A 15,731-nucleotide genomic window follows, 5' to 3' on the forward strand; every position below is an offset into this window, starting at 1 on the left:
CCTCGTCGTTTTATGGATAGGCAACCGTGCCCGTGCGGAGCTGGTGTGAGGTTTAATAACTATTTCATAAACAGGTTTTTTATTTCTCTAAGCTTTTCGAAAAGAGGCATGAAACCATCGAAGGATACGCTGTCAAACGGTACTGTTTCGTCATAAATATAACTCGCAAAATCATTTTTGCTAAGTGCTACGCTAGATTTTGAGCCGATGTCTATAACATTTGAATCGCATATAAGTGACTTTGGGGGAGTGCGAATAAATATGTTTGGTTCAGTCAAGTGGCAACTATGCTTGTCAAATTCCGACTTTGAATATAAGCGTCTGCCTTTCGCGTCTTTTAAGTAAAGATCTTTATCTTCGTATAGGTGTTCAATGCAGATATCTGGGTCGGGTCGAAAGGACGGGACGGGAAGAATCAGGCTGTACACATTGTTATTATGATCAAGGTAGTCGCTGGAGGAGCCGCCCATAGATTTTATATAGTCCTTCTCGTCTCTATCAAAGATGCAAATTGTCAAGCACCGTTGAGGGGTTGCGCTTAGTGCTGTACATAGTTTTTGTAGGTTGCTGCTTCCATGGTCGCGTTGGGTCGGAAAGGTTAAGTTCAGGTCTGCGTACATTCCTTTTTTCTGTGCATTTTGGAAAGCTTTTTCTATATGCTTGCGATCTGTAATGCCTTCTACGTAGATGTTTACTTCATGGGTTACTGACAGTGCAGAAATCTTCGGGTCAAACGAAAAGCTTGAATCCAAACGTTTCAGCCAAGCTGCAAGTTTCAAGTAAACGGGGTCTGCTTCGCCTTTTATATACTTTACAAAATTTATCTGCCCCCTAATGACCCATCTGAACCGCGGCGTGGCGCCACTCCAACGGTTACGATGATCAACATTCGCCTGCCAATATGCTTCCGCAGCGGTGAGACCAAATTTTTCCCAGGAGTACAAGGCCGCACGAATATTTTTAACATACTGCTTGGGAACATTAGGTCGTGAGTTTACTACAACACCTGTAATTATCTGACGTTGCGAGATCGCCTTTAGGGATGTCTTCTCTTCGTTCGGCATGAAGCCCGCACCAATGATCGCTAGTTTTAGTTCATCACCGATGGTGATATTGCTCTCACTGTCAGTTTTGTGGGCTAGCGCAATCGGGAATAGGCTGTTGCTGGTAGAAAAAAATAAGTCATCAGCATAGCGGCTATAATAGCACTTATGTTTTGAAGCCAATTTTTGAAGGGTATAGTCTAAACCCCTGCAAATCACATTTGTGATCCACGGGCTAAGAGGGCTGCCTTGGGTTAGCCGTCCATTTTTTGTGCTAATAAGAGCAAGAGCACGTGCCGGTTTGTAAGATAAATTAAAAGGTGGGGCGCTAAACATGCCTGCAACCCGAACCGTCGTAACCGTTGGAAAGAAATCTCTAAGATCAACCCTTAACACCCATCGCTGCCTAAGATGTCTTATGCTGTTTTGAAGGATTCCGCGATCTTCAACATAGCCATAGACGCATTTTCGAAATTGTATTTCTTTCGAAAATGTTTCATATATTAATTTCTGAAGGTCTTTAAGCCCTTTAACAGGTGCATCAATTTGGCGATCCTTTCCAGAACGCTTTTTTATAGTGAAGCTTGAGTATGCATTTTCGGGCTTGATGTAGTAGGCATAGTACGCCAGCGTTCCTCTTTTTATGGCTAAGTAATCTGCCAAATTTTGATTAGAGGTGATAACTGGTACGGCCATATCAAGTCCTTTTGAGTGAGGAGCTCGGCCAGAACTCCAACTGCGCAGCGAGATACCTCTGCGCGCGACTCGGAGAGTCAATGCTGAAAGTACAACAAGCTAAGACGAATGCATCTTAGAAATGCGAGTTCTGGACGAGCGACGCGGATCATAATCGCACCGTGAGGGTTTGCCAAGAGCTCTATGGGGTTAGTCCATATCGTGTGAAAAGAGCCCTGTAGAATTCGGCTAAGCGCTGCTCAGCATCCGACTGACTAAGCTCATACCCGCCAAATCGATATACCTCATACCCGGTCAACCTGAGCGCTCGATCAGCTGCCATCATATCCGAATAGCTTTTGGGGTGCGCTCGCCCGTCATCGCTTGAGTAATGATGCTTACCGTCAATTTCGATAACAACCCGGATACCTCCTGGTAGTAATAACAGGAAATCCATTCGAAAACGCAACAACGCTGCTTTGCCCCGCTGAGCCACGGTCTGTGGATCCCAGTGAAACCAGACCTCGGGTAATAACGCCGGTAGGTTTTGAACGTCAGCGCTGAACGTTTTGTAGAAAGTCTCAAAGGCCAGGGTCTGTGGCGGTGAATTTTTGGGCAAACTGTTTTTTAGGCGTTTGTACAAACCCCGCTTTGCTTTTTCATTGTCGAGATTTTGCGTATCAGCCCACCACGCTTGTAGATCCTTCCATAACAGGCCGGACTTATTGATCGGTCTGTCGAACACCAGCACCTGGTCGGCGTTCGAAACAATTTCGATGTCGTTATCAAGCGCATTACTGAAGCGTAGGTCGGGCTTGGTCGAAGACGCAAAAATAAGGTTTTTGGGGGGGCGTTGTTCCCCGGAACCAATGCATTCCAGTGTTGGGGCGAGATATCCGTCATCCCCCCAAGCTTCGACAAAACGGACACCACATGGCAGGAGAGCTGAGTTCACCACTTCGATAAATTTGTGTTGTGCCTCTATATCAGGCCTGACTCTTGAGGATGCGAGGGCCTCCAAAAAATAGACGAACCTAGCGCTCGACGCTCGGAATGCCCCAAGTTGATCAAAGAAGGTTATGGCGTCCCAATCGTTATTGTCGATGTAGTGACGAGTGATTTTGTCACGTAGGGTTGGAGACATTTCAGTGAAACTAAAATTTAGAAATTCAAACTCGTCGACCCGCCAAAACTCTCCAAGAGACTCCTCGAATCCCCTTCTGTCCAAGCAGAGCTCTATTTCGTCTAGCTGACGCGCGACGTCTCTTCGAAAGCGTGCAGGTATGTCTGGGTGAGGAAACCCAGCCCATATCAACTCCTGAAGATCGTCGCGCTCAGCGGGTTGCAATTGCAAAACGACCAACGCTTGCTGAGCCCCAAGAGTAACCTGTTCATCGCTTGAGGCTTCCACAGCGCCTCGAAGACGGTCTCGCTTGCTAGTGGCATCTGGGCAGTCTTCCAACCCAAGCCAATCTAAGAGCTCTGGAATTTTACCGCCCGTAAACCTATCTTTTTGATCGCCCATGATTAGCCCGAACGTTGCACGCAGGTCATCTAGATTCTGTCGGGAACGGGCCATTGGCGACTCTAGCGAAATGAAAGGAGTTTGATTCTGGCATGCATTAGTCTAGATCCGATAGCGTGCCTTTCTGAGTGGTTCACGTTCAGATATGGAGCTGAACGTGACTTTCTTCTTATAAGCGTCATGGGTTCTGTCTTCATGCCTTGTCTAAGCATGTTAAGAATCGGAGAACGTGTTAGTGAGGCATTACCTGTTTTTTGCCATTCACAAATACGTAGGTGTCCGGCTCCCACTCAAATTGCATTTTAGAGAAATTGGCTGACGCGAGTTTTTTATCGGAAGCTTGGAACTGGTTGTAGTCCATGGTGCCGCTGTAGATGTAGTTTTGCCCAGGGTCAATTTGACTGTCATCGGAGAGGGTAATTCGCTTAATGACGTCGCCAAAGATATCCTTCAGGACAACTGTACCTTTGATACCCGAAAGGGCATCAGTCGTGTTGTTTTTGAACGCAACACGGATCGAAAAATAATCGCTATAGCGTTTTTGAGCATAGTCTTTCGGACTCAATTCGAGTCCGATCAGCGATGCAGTTAGCGTCGCATTCATCTCTTTAAGGCTTTGGAGTTGTTGCTGCTTCACCTGTTCTGCCAGTGCCTTCTGTTTTACCTCCTCAGCAGCTTTTTCATCGAGCCAAGCCTTTTGAGTTTTGAGAGCTGCTCCAACCGTTGTGTCGGTCACGGCTTGGGAGCCACCAAAGGCGCTAGCAATTGCCCGGCGCGTTGCGTAACCAAGGAACAGTTTTTTTTCTTCTTCGGGAAGTTTTTTGACCGACTCAGCGAGTTGTGCATCATCCGACCATTTGCTGATGTCGACTGGTAACTTGGCATCTTTGGGATCGGAGCATGCGCTGAGAAGAGCGCATACGAGAATGGTAGCAGCAAGTTTTGCGTACATTTTTCTTCCTGATTAGTACGTTTTCAAATGATAAGGCAGGCGAGGTGCCAACATCATCCAAGAATTGTTATTCAGGGCAGCCGATTTCACAAGCGAAGTGTTTGAACACAATTTTTTGGTGTACCGTTAGGAAACTAATCACATAGAGCTTTCCCATGTCCAAACTCGCAGAATTCCGCCAACTCGAAAAACATCTAGCAGAGCAGCTCCAAGCACTCGAAGCACTGAAAGGCGATGCTGGTCTCAAGAAAGAAATTGAATTTGAAACCAAGCTACGTGCCCTGCTCGCCGGGTACGGCTACAGCCTGCTGAACGTGATCAACTTACTTGACCCTAAGGCCGGTCGTCGCGCGCCAGCAACCGAGTCAAAAACCGGCACCCGCAAGCCGCGCCAGGTGAAGGTTTACAAAAACCCGGAGTCCGGTGAAGTCGTCGAAACCAAAGGCGGCAACCAGAAAACGCTGAAAGAATGGAAAGCCAAATTTGGCTCCGACACCGTCGAGTCTTGGCTGACCAAGTGAGCTTGGTTTGAGTACAAAAGGGCCCTGAAAGGGCCTTTTTTGTAGCGAATTGGGGGCATTGAATCTGGCGTCGCGCTCAACCCACCATTGGCGCTCCATTCCATACGCCCACATGGATCTTCGCGGGCCAAACGCTGCGCGGTATTTTGCTGGACGTTCGTAACCAGTCACATCCCAGCTCAATGGAAGCAACGGCTGCGTGCTCGCATCAGGGGTATGTCTTACCCAGACGTTTACTGTGTTGTTTAGGACTTTTCCTACATCTTCGGCGTGGCGCGCTTGGTAACATCGGAGTTTTGCTCGACCATCAAAGGAATGCCATGGCTTTTGTTATCAGGGAAGGAGACCCTACGACTACTGGCGGCAAGGTAGTCAAAGGCTCAACAAATACGACTGTCGAGTATCAAAAGGCAGCGCGCATCAGTGATCCGGTGTGGTGTCCTAAATGCAGTTCGATGGGTTTCATCGCTGAGGGCAACCCCACAGTCATCGACGAGTTCGTAGCTATCGCTACACATGGCCATGCTGTGCAGTGTGGTTGCCCATTCGGTAGCAACCGGCTGATTTCTACTCAGACCAGCACAATGGCCGCAGAAGATGCAAGCGTTGCCATTGCTCCTGACTTTGCTGCCAAAGCCCAGGCCGCGACCCACATCTGGGCTCAAGCTATCAGCGATGGATCGTATAAAAGCGAATTCACGGCTGGCATCCCCACAAATAATTTAAGCGGTTACAAGCCACCGAAACTCTGCGTTTTCGCGAAGTCCTGCACAGTCCCTGCTGGCTCGATAGACGCGGGGAAGGGTAAAGAGCCGGCAGATAATTTCGGTAAGGTCGCGGTTCTTGGGGCTGTTGGAGCCCCAGCAAGTGTTGAGGCTGGCTCCGGAGGCATAACGTACCTCGGTCGGATCGCTGGTCAGCTTGGCACTGAGGGCCTTGGCACATGGGCCCTTCGCAGTGCCGTGACAGCAGGTTCGGTCGCTACCGGATTACTTCTCGCGTTCTTGCCTAGAGACATAGCTGATGGGAGTCTCTATACCGAAGAGCAACTGAGAGGTATGAGCGAGGCGGCGACGAGGGTTCGCTTCCAATTCCGAAAGGACGAAAAAGGAGAGACTCAGGTCTACGGAATACATACGGCCCAGTCATCTGGGATGGCAAGTGTTCCTGTTGTGAATGCTAAGTGGAGCGCGGACAAGCAGCACATCGAAGCGCATGTGGGCGGCGTAACTATCATCTGGACTCCAAATGATGGCCCTGTAATCACTGCTCCATCGCCGTATCCGGGTGTGTCAGACGAGCTTTCAAAAGTATTGGTACACCCAATAGCCGAGGACACTGATACTCAGATCGAGATTTATCCCGCCGAAAATGACATAACCTGGCAGGACTGCATCCTGGTATTCCCGCCAAAGTCAGGTGTTCCACCGCTTTATATTGTTTTTGCGAAGCCGGCAGTAAATCCTTTAGAAGTCGGGGTGTACAAGGATCTAAGCAACAGAAGTGTGAAGGACACGCTTGATATTGATCACATCACCTCTCAAGCAGCCCTAAGAACATATATCGTCGATAATTTCGATAACGTAACGCCAGAGGAAATTAAATACCTGCTATCTCAGGCGCCAAGTATCGCGATTCCGCAGTCGGTTCACAGAAAATATAGCGAGACTTATGCAGGGCGAAATGTAAAGGCCAAGCAAAGACTCGACGCCTCAAATCTAAAAGCAGCAGTTGATAGTAACTTTGACGCTATCAAGCGAGGGTTGCTCGAAGAGGGTTACGCAGAAGGTGATATTGAAAAGGCTCGCGAAGAATTGCATAATCTGCACAAAGAGCAGGGGTGGTACAAATGACTACTAAAGTAGACGAGTACGTAAAAAGTATTGGCAGGAGCTATTCCGTATTGCTGGCGGAAGGTGCTATTCCTAAAAAGAGTCTTCAGTATTTATTTGAAGGTGATAATGAGCCATATTTGACTGTCGAAGACGGTTTGAGTTTGAGCTTTTCTGAGGAGAAGATACTTCAGCATGTCTATGTGACACTTCTTAAAACTGTTGAGGGCACCAAAGAGTATAAAGGCCCCTTGCCTGAGCCCTTGGTCAAGCAGATCAACCAAAGCTGGGTGAGAGAAAGGTTTGGTGCTCCGGTAGACTCAAAAGGGCCCGTAACGCTTCCAGTGCTCGGCAAGAAGGGCGGTTGGGATGCGTACAGTCTAGATCCGAAGGTGTATGGATCAGTTCGGATGATCTTTCAATATACAGAGTCGTTTGCTGTCAACGTCATTCACTTCAAGGGCCAATAAATAGCTATGGGGTAGGACTCAGCAGTTCTACCCTCAGGGCCTCTATAGCGTTTTCCCCGCCTGCGCGATGGCTTTCCAGGTCTTACCTTCGTCTTGCGACAAATAGACATCACGCTTGATCGTCGCCATAGCCCACTCCTCAGCATTGGTTGGACTCTGCGCCAGGTAAGTGACTGCATCCTGAGTGAGAGGTGGTAAGACTAAGCCGTCGTAAGTGACATTGGTAAGGCTATCTTATCCGATCCTTGATTGAGCACTTATTAAGCAAAAGGGGGGGCAGATACATTTTCGCAGTTTCCGACAGTCCCTTCTGGCCGCTTTCTACCTGTCACGAGAGACAGAAAGCGATCAGAAGGAGACTTAGGATTTGACTACAATCGGTGTCAGATAAAGTGTAAGCGTCCGTCCAACACACCTTGCGTGATTAAACGGGCGCCCACCTGTGCGGTAGCAGCTCGGCAATCTCACTCGCACGCTGCGTCGGCAGGCGTGTAAGAACATCCTTCAAGTAAGCATACGGATCATGCCCGTTGAGCCGCGCCGACTGGATCAAACTCATGATCGCCGCCGCCCGTTTACCGCTACGTAACGAGCCCGCGAACAGCCAGTTCGAGCGCCCAAGAGCCCACGGCCGGATTTGATTCTCGCACCAGTTGTTATCGATGGGCACAGCACCGTCATCGAGATAGCGCGTCAGCGCTATCCAGCGTTTGAGGCTGTAATCCAACGCCTTGGCGATGGCCGATCCCTCAGGCACAAGCTGCCTCTGGGCGATCATCCAGGTATGAAGTGCGTCGATGATCGGCGCTGCTTTTTCTTGCCGTATTCGCTGTCGAACACCCGGTTCCAGCTCGCGGACTTCTCGTTCAACTTCGTACAAGGCCGCGATGTAGTGCAGCGCTTTTTCGGCGATCTGGCTCTTGTTGGTCGCGTGCAAGTCGAAGAACTTTCGGCGTGCATGGGCCATGCAGCCGATCTCCGTGACGCCCAGTTCAAAGCCTGCCTTGTAGCCAGCGAAGTCATCGCAGACCAGCTTCCCGTTCCAGTGGCCGAGGAAGTTTCGAGCATGTTCGCCAGCACGGCTCGGGCTGAAGTCGTAAACGACCGCCGCCAGATCGGAGAACTGACTGGTGGCATAGGCCCAGACGTAAGCGCGATGAGTTTTCTTCGCGCCAGGCGTCAACATTTGTACCGGCGTTTCGTCAGCGTGGACGACGCCGTGCGTCAGCACGGCTTCGCGCAGCGCATCAACCAGCGGCTGTAATTGCACGCCGCAGTTGCCCACCCACTGCGCCAAGGTCGAGCGAGCAATAGGCAGTCCAGCGCGGCCGAAGATTTTCTCCTGCCGATACAGCGGCAGATGATCGGCAAACTTGGCCACCATGACGTGGGCCAGCAGGCCCGCTGTCGGTATGCCTTTGTCGATGACGTGCGCCGGTACCGGCGCCTGGATCAGCGTTTCGCACTGTTCGCAGGCCCACTTTCCACGGATGTGGCGCTCGACGGTGAACACGCCGGGCGTGTAGTCGAGCTTTTCGCTGGCATCTTCGCCGATGCGCTTGAGGGCGCAGCCGCACTGGCAGTGGCTGTTGTCCGGTTCGTGATGGATCAGCGTGCGAGGAAACTGCGATGGCAGCGGTGCGCGCTTGGGTTGCTGGCGTACTTTGGCTTCGACAGGTGCCGGTTGCAGCGCCTCAAGTTCGGCTTCGATAGCAGCGATATCCGTATCGATCAAGTCGTCGAGCAGGCTGGCTTGATTCGGGCTCAACTGCTCGCTGCGCTTGGCAAACTTGAAGCGCTTGAGCAGCGCGATCTCGTGGGCCAGTTTCTCGTTGACCGACTTGTGATGAGTGATTTGCTTGTCCATCGTCTCGACGCGCTGGATCAACTGCGCCGCCAAGGCGACATTGGCAATCGAGGTGTCAGCCTGCGCGCACTCGGCGATGACCTGGGCCTTAAAGGACTTGGAATAGGAACGGCGTTCTTGTGGCATGGGCGTCCGCTTAAAAAGGCTAAAAATGGTGTCCACTTAAATTTAGGTGGACACCATCGCCTTAAGCGATGGCATCAGGAAGGTGTGTTGCCCGGACGGTTACGATAAAGTCGAGGCTTCTACGCATAAAGGATTCCTTTAGGCGACACATCAAATGGCCTGGAGATCGGCATACACATCCACAAAAAGTGTTTCCAAACGGGTCAGCCAGTTATTAAGCCGTCAAGGTAAGCAAATCAAAAACGACCTTCGCAAATTTACTGGCTTTAGCCGGGTCAGATAACAATTGCATCATCTGATTCTGGTGAGCATCGCCACTGTCCATAATTGCGTCGTCTACCGCGTTGGCGAAGTTACCCAGCAATGCTTGTTCAGCGGTATTGTTGGCCAGTTGCTGCATGACCAATTGGTTTTCACTAACCTTGTCACGGATGGTGTAGGCGTAATTCACCATGTCTTTCTCAGTCAACTGATCCGTCACAAACAGTTCGTTGTGTAGTGGTCAACTAATCCCGGACACGACGTTAAGTTTTTTCTCGGCCTGAGCTGGCGCGAGCCCAGCGTTGAATTGATGGGGCCGAATCCAGTTGTACCGATGCATCAAAAAATGACTGATGTCGCGCTGGGCCTCTTGGGCCGTTCGGTAGCCCGTGGTTGGAATCCATTCGGTTTTCAAACTCCGAAATACCCGCTCCATCGGCGCATTGTCCCAGCAGTTTCCTCGGCGACTCATGCTCTGGCGCATTCGATAACGCCAGAGCCGCTGGCGGAACAAACGGCTCGCATACTGCGACCCTTGATCCGAGTGAAACAGCAACCCCTGAGGCCTTCCACGTTGCTGGTAGGCCATGTCCAGCGCCTTGATAACCAGCTCGGCGTCCGGCTTTTCCGACAATGCCCAGCCCACTATCCGACGCGCACAAAGATCCAGCACAACAGCCAGGTAGTGCCATTTGCCTTGGGCCCAGATGTAAGTAATGTCGCCGCACCAGACCTGATTGGGCGCGGGGACATCGAACTCCCGATTCAACGTATTCGGGATATCCAGTCGTTCAACCGTCGCTCGTTTATAGGCGTGAGAACCAGGCTGTTTGCTCACAAGCTCAAGTTCGCGCATTAAGCTACGTACTTTGAACCGGCCCAGTTGCTCACCGTCTTCACGCATCATCGACAAGATGCTGCGGCTGCCCGCAGCACTGCGACTTTGCGTGAACAGTTCATTGACCCGACTGCGTAGCCGAAGCCGCTCAACATCAGGAGTCCGGCGTCTGAGACGCTGGGCGTAGAAACACGAGCGGGTGACTTCAAACACCTTGCACAGCCAATCAACCGGCTCGTGGACGCTCAGCTGGTCAATCAGCGCGAACGCTCGTGATCTTCCGACATCAAGAGCGCGGTAGCCTTTTTTAAGATGGATTTCTCTCGCTCAAGTCGAGCGATACGAGCTTCCAGTTCCTGAATTTTCTGCTGTTCCGGTGTCAGCGCCTTGCTCTGCGGGGTAACGCCTTGGCGTTCCTTCTGGACTTGATCGACCCAACGGCGCAAGGCCGATTCGCCGACACCGAGTGAACGGCTGGCTTCGATGTAGCTGTAGTTTTGCTTGAGTACGAGGTCGGCAGCCTCGCGTTTGAATTCAGCGGAAAACACACGGCGTTGTTTGGTCATCTGACACCTCGATCTGGCGAGCATTCTCGCCTAAATGGGTGTCCGGTTTCATTAGACCACTACAGTTGAGCCGTTCTAGTATTTGCGAAAGCAGCTCTTCCTTGATGTCCTTTGCCGTTCCTGAGCCAAGCCCCTCACCAGGCACCAATTTATGGTCGGGCGCGTCTTCTATTAGCTTCAGGTCTTGCTGGCGTATTTTCGAAACGCGGTAATGGCTGAGTAGGATGCTGTTGAGGTCAATATCATCCTCATCCACAGCGGTTTCGCGCAGCATAGGGCTCAGATTACGCGCGTACAGGCTGAGCTTTTCCAAATGCTTGTCATCGTAATCGACGATCTGCGACATGAACTCATAGAAGCGCACGAAGGTGCCCAGATCCTTTTTGAAGATGTCGAGGGCGTCCTTGGCTTGCTTGCATTCCTTCAGGTCGTTTTCAGCGTTGGCGATCAACACCGCATCTTGGGTCTTTTTTATCCGCTCAAATATTTCTTTTGAGTGCGCGTAGGCCTCAACCGCCTGTTTGTAGCTTTTCGTCCAGCGCTCTACCGCTGGCTTGCAAATATTGGCAATCGCCGCATTGCTTTTGTTTTTGACGAAGAAGGCCGCGCAGAACTGCTCAACCTCAGTCGATTTATAAATACCAGCGGCGTTGAGCTTCTCAAACAGATCGAAGATCAAGTCTGGATTTGAAACATCCGCCAGCTCTGCCGTCTGAAAATACGGCTGGAACGAGTCGAGGATTTCCTGCGGCTCGTTGAAGAAATCCAGGATAAAAGTGCCCACTTCCGCCTTGCCGGGATAAGTCCGGTTCAAGCGTGACAGGGTCTGTACGCACTCCACACCGCCGAGCTTTTTGTCCACGTACATGGCGCAGAGCTTGGGCTGGTCAAAGCCGGTCTGAAATTTGTTGGCAACAATCATCACCTGATAATCATCGCTATCAAAGGCTTTGCGCATGTCGCGGCCTTTGAGGTTGGGGTTCATGTTGCTCTCGGTGTATTTGTTGCCGAGTTGCGCGACGGCGTTTGGGTCTTTCTCGGTAAATTCCACCTCACCCGAGAATGCCACCATGGCATGGATTTTTTGGTAGCCCTTGTCGACTATGTATTTGTCAAAACACAGCTTGTAGCGCACGGCTTCTTTGCGCGAACTGGTGACCACCATGGCTTTGGCTTGCCCACCCAGTAGGCCCATGACGTTGCTGCGAAAGTGCTCAACGATCACCTGCACCTTTTGCGCGATGTTGTACTCGTGCAGGCGCACCCACTGGTTGAGCTTGACCTTGGCTTTTTTGCTTTCAACTTCCTGATCGGCCTTATCGATTTTTTGCGCCAGGTTGTAGGCCACTTTGTAGTTGGTGTAGTTCTTTAGCACATCCAGAATAAAGCCCTCTTCAATGGCCTGACGCATGCTGTACACATGGTAGGCCTCGGGCTTATTGGTTTTAGAGGGTTGCTCAGCTGGCTTGGGCAAACGGCCAAACAGCTCCAGCGTCTTGGTTTTTGGCGTGGCGGTGAAGGCAAAGTAACTCAGGTTTTTTGATGCCCGGCGGGACGCCACGGCGGCATCGAGGATGTCCTCAGAGTTGAGTTCGTCCTCACCATCAGCCTTGGCCTCAATCATCAGCACCTCTTTCAGCTGCCGCGCTGTAGAGCCGGTTTGCGAGGAGTGGGCTTCGTCGGCAATGATCGCGTAGCAGCGTTCTTTCAAGCTGACGCTGTTTTCAATGGCGCGCAGTACAAATGGAAAGGTCTGGATGGTGACGATAATAATCGGCTGCGAGTTTTCCAGCGCGGCGGCGAGCTTTTCCGATTTGGAACCGTCGCCTTCCTGATTATTGATGCGGCCAACCGCGCCATCGACGTGTTCAAACTGGTTGATGGTGTCTTGCAGCTGGTCATCCAGCACGGTGCGATCCGTCACCACAATCACGGAGTTGAATTGCTTACAACCCTGGTCGTCATAAAGCGCCGAGAGCTGATGCGCGATCCAGGCAATCGAGTTCGACTTACCGGAACCGGCGCTATGCTGGATGAGGTATTTATGGCCGGGGCCTTCGGTGCGTGCCGCCGTGACCAGTTTATTCACCACATCCCACTGATGGTAACGCGGAAAAATCAGGCTTTCTTTCTTGTATTTACGGCCTTCCCAATCTTCTTTCTCTTCAATTTGCAGATGCACAAAGTGCCCGAGAATCGACAGTAGATTGCTAGGGAGTAAAACCTCGTTCCAAAGGTAATCGGTGGCGTACTGGTTAATGTCTGCCGGTACATCGTTACCGGCACCGCCGACCGTGGTGCCCTTGTTGAATGGTAGGAAGAAGGTATCCGCGCCTTCCAGTCGCGTGGCCATATAAACCTCATACTGGCTCACTGCAAAATGCACCAGAGCACCACGCTTGAAGGTCAGTAGCGGCTCGGGTTTTCTAGTTACAGGATCTGTAGCAAAACGTGTGGTTTTGTATTGCTTAATGGCACTGTGCACAGCCTGCTTGAATTCGGATTTCAGCTCTAGCGTGGCGACCGGTAAGCCGTTTACAAACAGCACCAAGTCAATTCGCCAAGCTTTGGCCTTGCTACCGGTCTGTTCAAGATGTTCTTTGCTTGCCCAAGGCGAATAAGCCACCTCAGGCACCACGCGGCACCGGTTCTTGGCGTAGCGCACCAGGGTATCGGGGTTTAGCTCGTGTTCAGGTTTGAACTGGCATAGGCTGAAGCGCGTGCCACGGTGGCGTAGTTCATGGCGTAACACGCCCAACGTGCCGAAGGTGCGCATTTCTTTGCTGGCGGCATTGGGATCGGTTTTATTCAGTTGGGTGGCGACACGTTCAAGAAAGTGCTGCTCTGGGTGGCTTGGGTACAGTGCGCAGAATTTTTGCCACTGTTCAGGCTGGGTGTCTTGAACGAAACCCAGCAAATCTTCCGGGTACAAGGCCAGGTCACGATTGTAGCTTTCGGCCTTGCCCTGTAGCCAACCGCTGGCAACCAAATGCGTAAGCATATCGTTCTGGAATGTCAACTCGTTGGCCTTACCGCCACCCAATGCACTCATGCGGCTACTTCCTTGTTAGTTTGACTTTCTTTCGGCGTTACCCAGTTTCTGACATCTATTTTGCCAGTAACAGCTGCGGAGATTAGTGCGGTGCGGCGCTCTTGCATAAGCGCGATTGCTGCCTCTGCTCTTTGTGTTAATTTAAAATATTTTAATTTAATATTAGATAAGTATTGATGTATTTTTTTAGCTTCATCCGTCGGTGGAACCAAAACAGGAATGTTTTCTACTTGCTCGACGCGAAGATGAGATACCGTACTTCCGTGCGATACACTTTTAATGTATGTGTCTAAACAATCTGACAAAAGAAAGTCAAACAAAAAGTCAGTGTATTTTTCTTCATTGCAGATGAAATTCATCATCCTTTGACCTAGGCAAAATTTAACATTTTCTGGGGCTCGACAAACTTCGCCAGCTGGAGCCTCTCTTGTAAAAAGAATTGATCCTGCTGGTGGGATACCTCGCTGCGTCCAAATTTTAAAGTTTTTTTCATCTGTAAAAAGTGCGCCGTCCATGCTTAATTTTTGATTTTTAATATTTGTGGTTCTGACAACAAAATAATCGCCATCACTAAAGTATTCAGGTGTTTTATTACGGCAATCAACTATTTCTGATGTGTTTTTTAGTCTCTTGACGTCCCAATGCTCTGGCACTTCTCCCAGCCACTCAACACCCGAGTCGCGCATCTTGGTATCGGGGTTCAAGCCTTTGGTAACTGCATGGCTAATCACAGATCGACGTTTTTCTTTTAGCAACTTTATGAGTTGCTGTTGTTTTTCGATCAGAGTATCAATTTTGATGATTTCGTAATCGAGAAAGTTAGCGATGCGACGCTGCTCATCATCAGGAATATTAGGGAGGCTTACTTGTGAAAAATTTTCAAATCGTAATGCCTGCCCATCTCGAACAAGATTTGAAGTGCTCTGCAATGCTTGGATGTAAGGTTGACATTTAAAGAGGTAAGAAAAGAATTCTGGCACGACATGTTTGATTGTGATAAGTCCAATATAAGCTGAGCTTACGCTGCCTGAATATTTGCACCACTCTAATCCACCTTGGAAACTCCGCATGCTAATTACAAAATCATTCGGCTCCACATGTTTTAATATTTCAGGGCCCGATATGACCTGAACCACTCTCTGGTTTTCCAGCTCCATATATTCTTTTTGAAATATTACGCCATGTTTTTGAGAGGACGTAAGCTGCTCGTCTTCAGGTCTTGCACGCTCTTTTCGTTGAGAAAACAAACGGCGGCTCTGTATTAACTCCCAGTGCGAAGGTATTTCCCCCATCCATTGAACGCCGGAGTCTTTATATTCAGAATATGGTTTATATCGCCCCGGCATTATGAATGCACCTCTTGCAGTAACCGCATAATTTCGGCTGAAACTGCATCCAGGTCGGCATCGATTTCAAGTAAATCCCTCTGTGGCTGATACTGGTAGAAATGCCGGTTAAACGGGATTTCATATCCGACGATACCGACCTCCTGATCCTTAGCATCTTTCTTGCTGGCATCTATCCAGGCGTCGGACACATGCGGCTGCACTTCTTTAAGGAAGTAGGCCTCGTTAATGGCGTTAACGCTTCGGCTCGGGTCGAGCGCGACACTTTCGTTGTCGCGTAGGTCGCTATCGGTTTGATATTCCAGCACCTCACCGTTGACAGCAAACAAGCCATACAAGGGATTGGCTTTAGTCTTGTGGACTTTCTTGATGACTTTTGCTGCAGCTGGGTTCTTCCAGCTCACAGCATCGGTAATCTGCTTTTTCTCTTTGGCATCAAGGATAATACCCAATTGTTGGCAGGCGGCCTTGATCGTGTCGTCAAAAGTATTCATGTCGTCGTACTGTGCCGTACCGATGGTGGCCTGCAGGCTTTGTGCCTTCAGTAACAGCCGCTTCTGATCCATCCAGGTTGTTCTGTTGAGCAGATCCTTGATGTGTTTCTCTTTTAGATCGGCGAAGTGCAGTTTGAAGTAACTGGACTGGCCCCTATCAAAC

General features: G+C 50.2%; 12 protein-coding genes. 3 read left to right on the top strand and 9 right to left on the bottom strand.

Annotated elements, in window-relative coordinates; genetic code table 11:
* Nucleotides 1-59 precede the first annotated feature (59 nt).
* The 3 genes from RHM68_RS03095 to RHM68_RS03105 all read right to left on the bottom strand — a co-directional run bounded on the left by RHM68_RS03095 (nt 60) and on the right by RHM68_RS03105 (nt 4,195).
* Nucleotides 60-1,739: a reverse transcriptase family protein gene (locus tag RHM68_RS03095; protein WP_322220489.1), complete on the bottom strand. Its 1,680-nt coding sequence runs from the start codon at nt 1,737-1,739 to the stop codon at nt 60-62.
* A gap of 181 nt (nt 1,740-1,920) precedes the next feature.
* On the bottom strand, nt 1,921-3,243 hold the full coding sequence (locus RHM68_RS03100; protein ID WP_322220490.1) for a hypothetical protein: 1,323 nt from the start codon (nt 3,241-3,243) through the stop codon (nt 1,921-1,923).
* 232 nt (nt 3,244-3,475) lie between these two features.
* Nucleotides 3,476-4,195 (bottom strand): hypothetical protein, encoded by a 720-nt coding sequence (locus RHM68_RS03105; RefSeq protein ID WP_322220491.1) that lies wholly within the window; start codon nt 4,193-4,195, stop codon nt 3,476-3,478.
* Between the two features lie 155 nt (nt 4,196-4,350).
* Between RHM68_RS03105 and RHM68_RS03110 the strand changes: the two genes are divergently transcribed.
* The 3 genes from RHM68_RS03110 to RHM68_RS03120 all read left to right on the top strand — a co-directional run bounded on the left by RHM68_RS03110 (nt 4,351) and on the right by RHM68_RS03120 (nt 7,018).
* Nucleotides 4,351-4,716, top strand: a complete 366-nt coding sequence (locus tag RHM68_RS03110; protein WP_322220492.1) for a histone-like nucleoid-structuring protein, MvaT/MvaU family — start codon at nt 4,351-4,353, stop codon at nt 4,714-4,716.
* A 320-nt stretch (nt 4,717-5,036) separates the two neighbouring features.
* Nucleotides 5,037-6,569, top strand: a complete 1,533-nt coding sequence (locus RHM68_RS03115) for an S-type pyocin domain-containing protein (RefSeq protein ID WP_322220493.1) — start codon at nt 5,037-5,039, stop codon at nt 6,567-6,569.
* Nucleotides 6,566-7,018, top strand: a complete 453-nt coding sequence (locus RHM68_RS03120) for a DUF6392 family protein (protein ID WP_322220494.1) — start codon at nt 6,566-6,568, stop codon at nt 7,016-7,018. Before RHM68_RS03115 ends, RHM68_RS03120 begins: the two co-directional genes overlap by 4 nt.
* A gap of 424 nt (nt 7,019-7,442) precedes the next feature.
* Here RHM68_RS03120 and tnpC read toward each other — a convergent pair whose 3' ends face one another.
* The 6 genes from tnpC to RHM68_RS03150 all read right to left on the bottom strand — a co-directional run bounded on the left by tnpC (nt 7,443) and on the right by RHM68_RS03150 (nt 15,640).
* Nucleotides 7,443-9,011, bottom strand: a complete 1,569-nt coding sequence (tnpC, locus tag RHM68_RS03125) for an IS66 family transposase (protein WP_322220495.1) — start codon at nt 9,009-9,011, stop codon at nt 7,443-7,445.
* 214 nt (nt 9,012-9,225) lie between these two features.
* On the bottom strand, nt 9,226-9,492 hold the full coding sequence (locus RHM68_RS03130) for a hypothetical protein (protein WP_322220496.1): 267 nt from the start codon (nt 9,490-9,492) through the stop codon (nt 9,226-9,228).
* Nucleotides 9,493-9,513: 21 nt separating this feature from the next.
* Nucleotides 9,514-10,676, bottom strand: a protein-coding gene (locus tag RHM68_RS03135) for an IS3 family transposase (RefSeq protein WP_322220497.1) whose coding sequence is annotated in 2 segments (ribosomal slippage) — nt 9,514-10,424 and nt 10,424-10,676 — 1,164 coding nt in all. Because the reading frame shifts where the segments join, the coding sequence is not laid out codon by codon here.
* Nucleotides 10,645-13,728 carry a type I restriction endonuclease subunit R gene (locus RHM68_RS03140; protein ID WP_322220498.1) on the bottom strand — a complete coding sequence of 1,028 codons (3,084 nt, stop codon included), beginning with the start codon at nt 13,726-13,728 and terminating at the stop codon, nt 10,645-10,647. The genes RHM68_RS03135 and RHM68_RS03140 overlap by 32 nt, the downstream gene beginning before the upstream one ends.
* Nucleotides 13,725-15,074, bottom strand: a complete 1,350-nt coding sequence (locus RHM68_RS03145) for a restriction endonuclease subunit S (RefSeq protein ID WP_322220499.1) — start codon at nt 15,072-15,074, stop codon at nt 13,725-13,727. The genes RHM68_RS03140 and RHM68_RS03145 overlap by 4 nt, the downstream gene beginning before the upstream one ends.
* Nucleotides 15,074-15,640: a hypothetical protein gene (locus RHM68_RS03150; RefSeq protein ID WP_322220500.1), complete on the bottom strand. Its 567-nt coding sequence runs from the start codon at nt 15,638-15,640 to the stop codon at nt 15,074-15,076. The genes RHM68_RS03145 and RHM68_RS03150 overlap by 1 nt, the downstream gene beginning before the upstream one ends.
* Nucleotides 15,641-15,731: the final 91 nt, after the last annotated feature.

This window comes from Pseudomonas sp. DC1.2 (assembly GCF_034351645.1).
GTDB lineage: Bacteria > Pseudomonadota > Gammaproteobacteria > Pseudomonadales > Pseudomonadaceae > Aquipseudomonas.

Bases quoted from the DNA above. Each gene is read 5' to 3' on its own strand.
- RHM68_RS03095 (WP_322220489.1), bottom strand. From the start codon at position 1,739: ATGGCCGTACCAGTTATCACCTCTAATCAAAATTTGGCAGATTACTTA.
- RHM68_RS03100 (WP_322220490.1), bottom strand. From the start codon at position 3,243: ATGGGCGATCAAAAAGATAGGTTTACGGGCGGTAAAATTCCAGAGCTC.
- RHM68_RS03105 (WP_322220491.1), bottom strand. From the start codon at position 4,195: ATGTACGCAAAACTTGCTGCTACCATTCTCGTATGCGCTCTTCTCAGC.
- RHM68_RS03110 (WP_322220492.1), top strand. From the start codon at position 4,351: ATGTCCAAACTCGCAGAATTCCGCCAACTCGAAAAACATCTAGCAGAG.
- RHM68_RS03115 (WP_322220493.1), top strand. From the start codon at position 5,037: ATGGCTTTTGTTATCAGGGAAGGAGACCCTACGACTACTGGCGGCAAG.
- RHM68_RS03120 (WP_322220494.1), top strand. From the start codon at position 6,566: ATGACTACTAAAGTAGACGAGTACGTAAAAAGTATTGGCAGGAGCTAT.
- tnpC (WP_322220495.1), bottom strand. From the start codon at position 9,011: ATGCCACAAGAACGCCGTTCCTATTCCAAGTCCTTTAAGGCCCAGGTC.
- RHM68_RS03140 (WP_322220498.1), bottom strand. From the start codon at position 13,728: ATGAGTGCATTGGGTGGCGGTAAGGCCAACGAGTTGACATTCCAGAAC.
- RHM68_RS03145 (WP_322220499.1), bottom strand. From the start codon at position 15,074: ATGCCGGGGCGATATAAACCATATTCTGAATATAAAGACTCCGGCGTT.
- RHM68_RS03150 (WP_322220500.1), bottom strand. From the start codon at position 15,640: ATGGATCAGAAGCGGCTGTTACTGAAGGCACAAAGCCTGCAGGCCACC.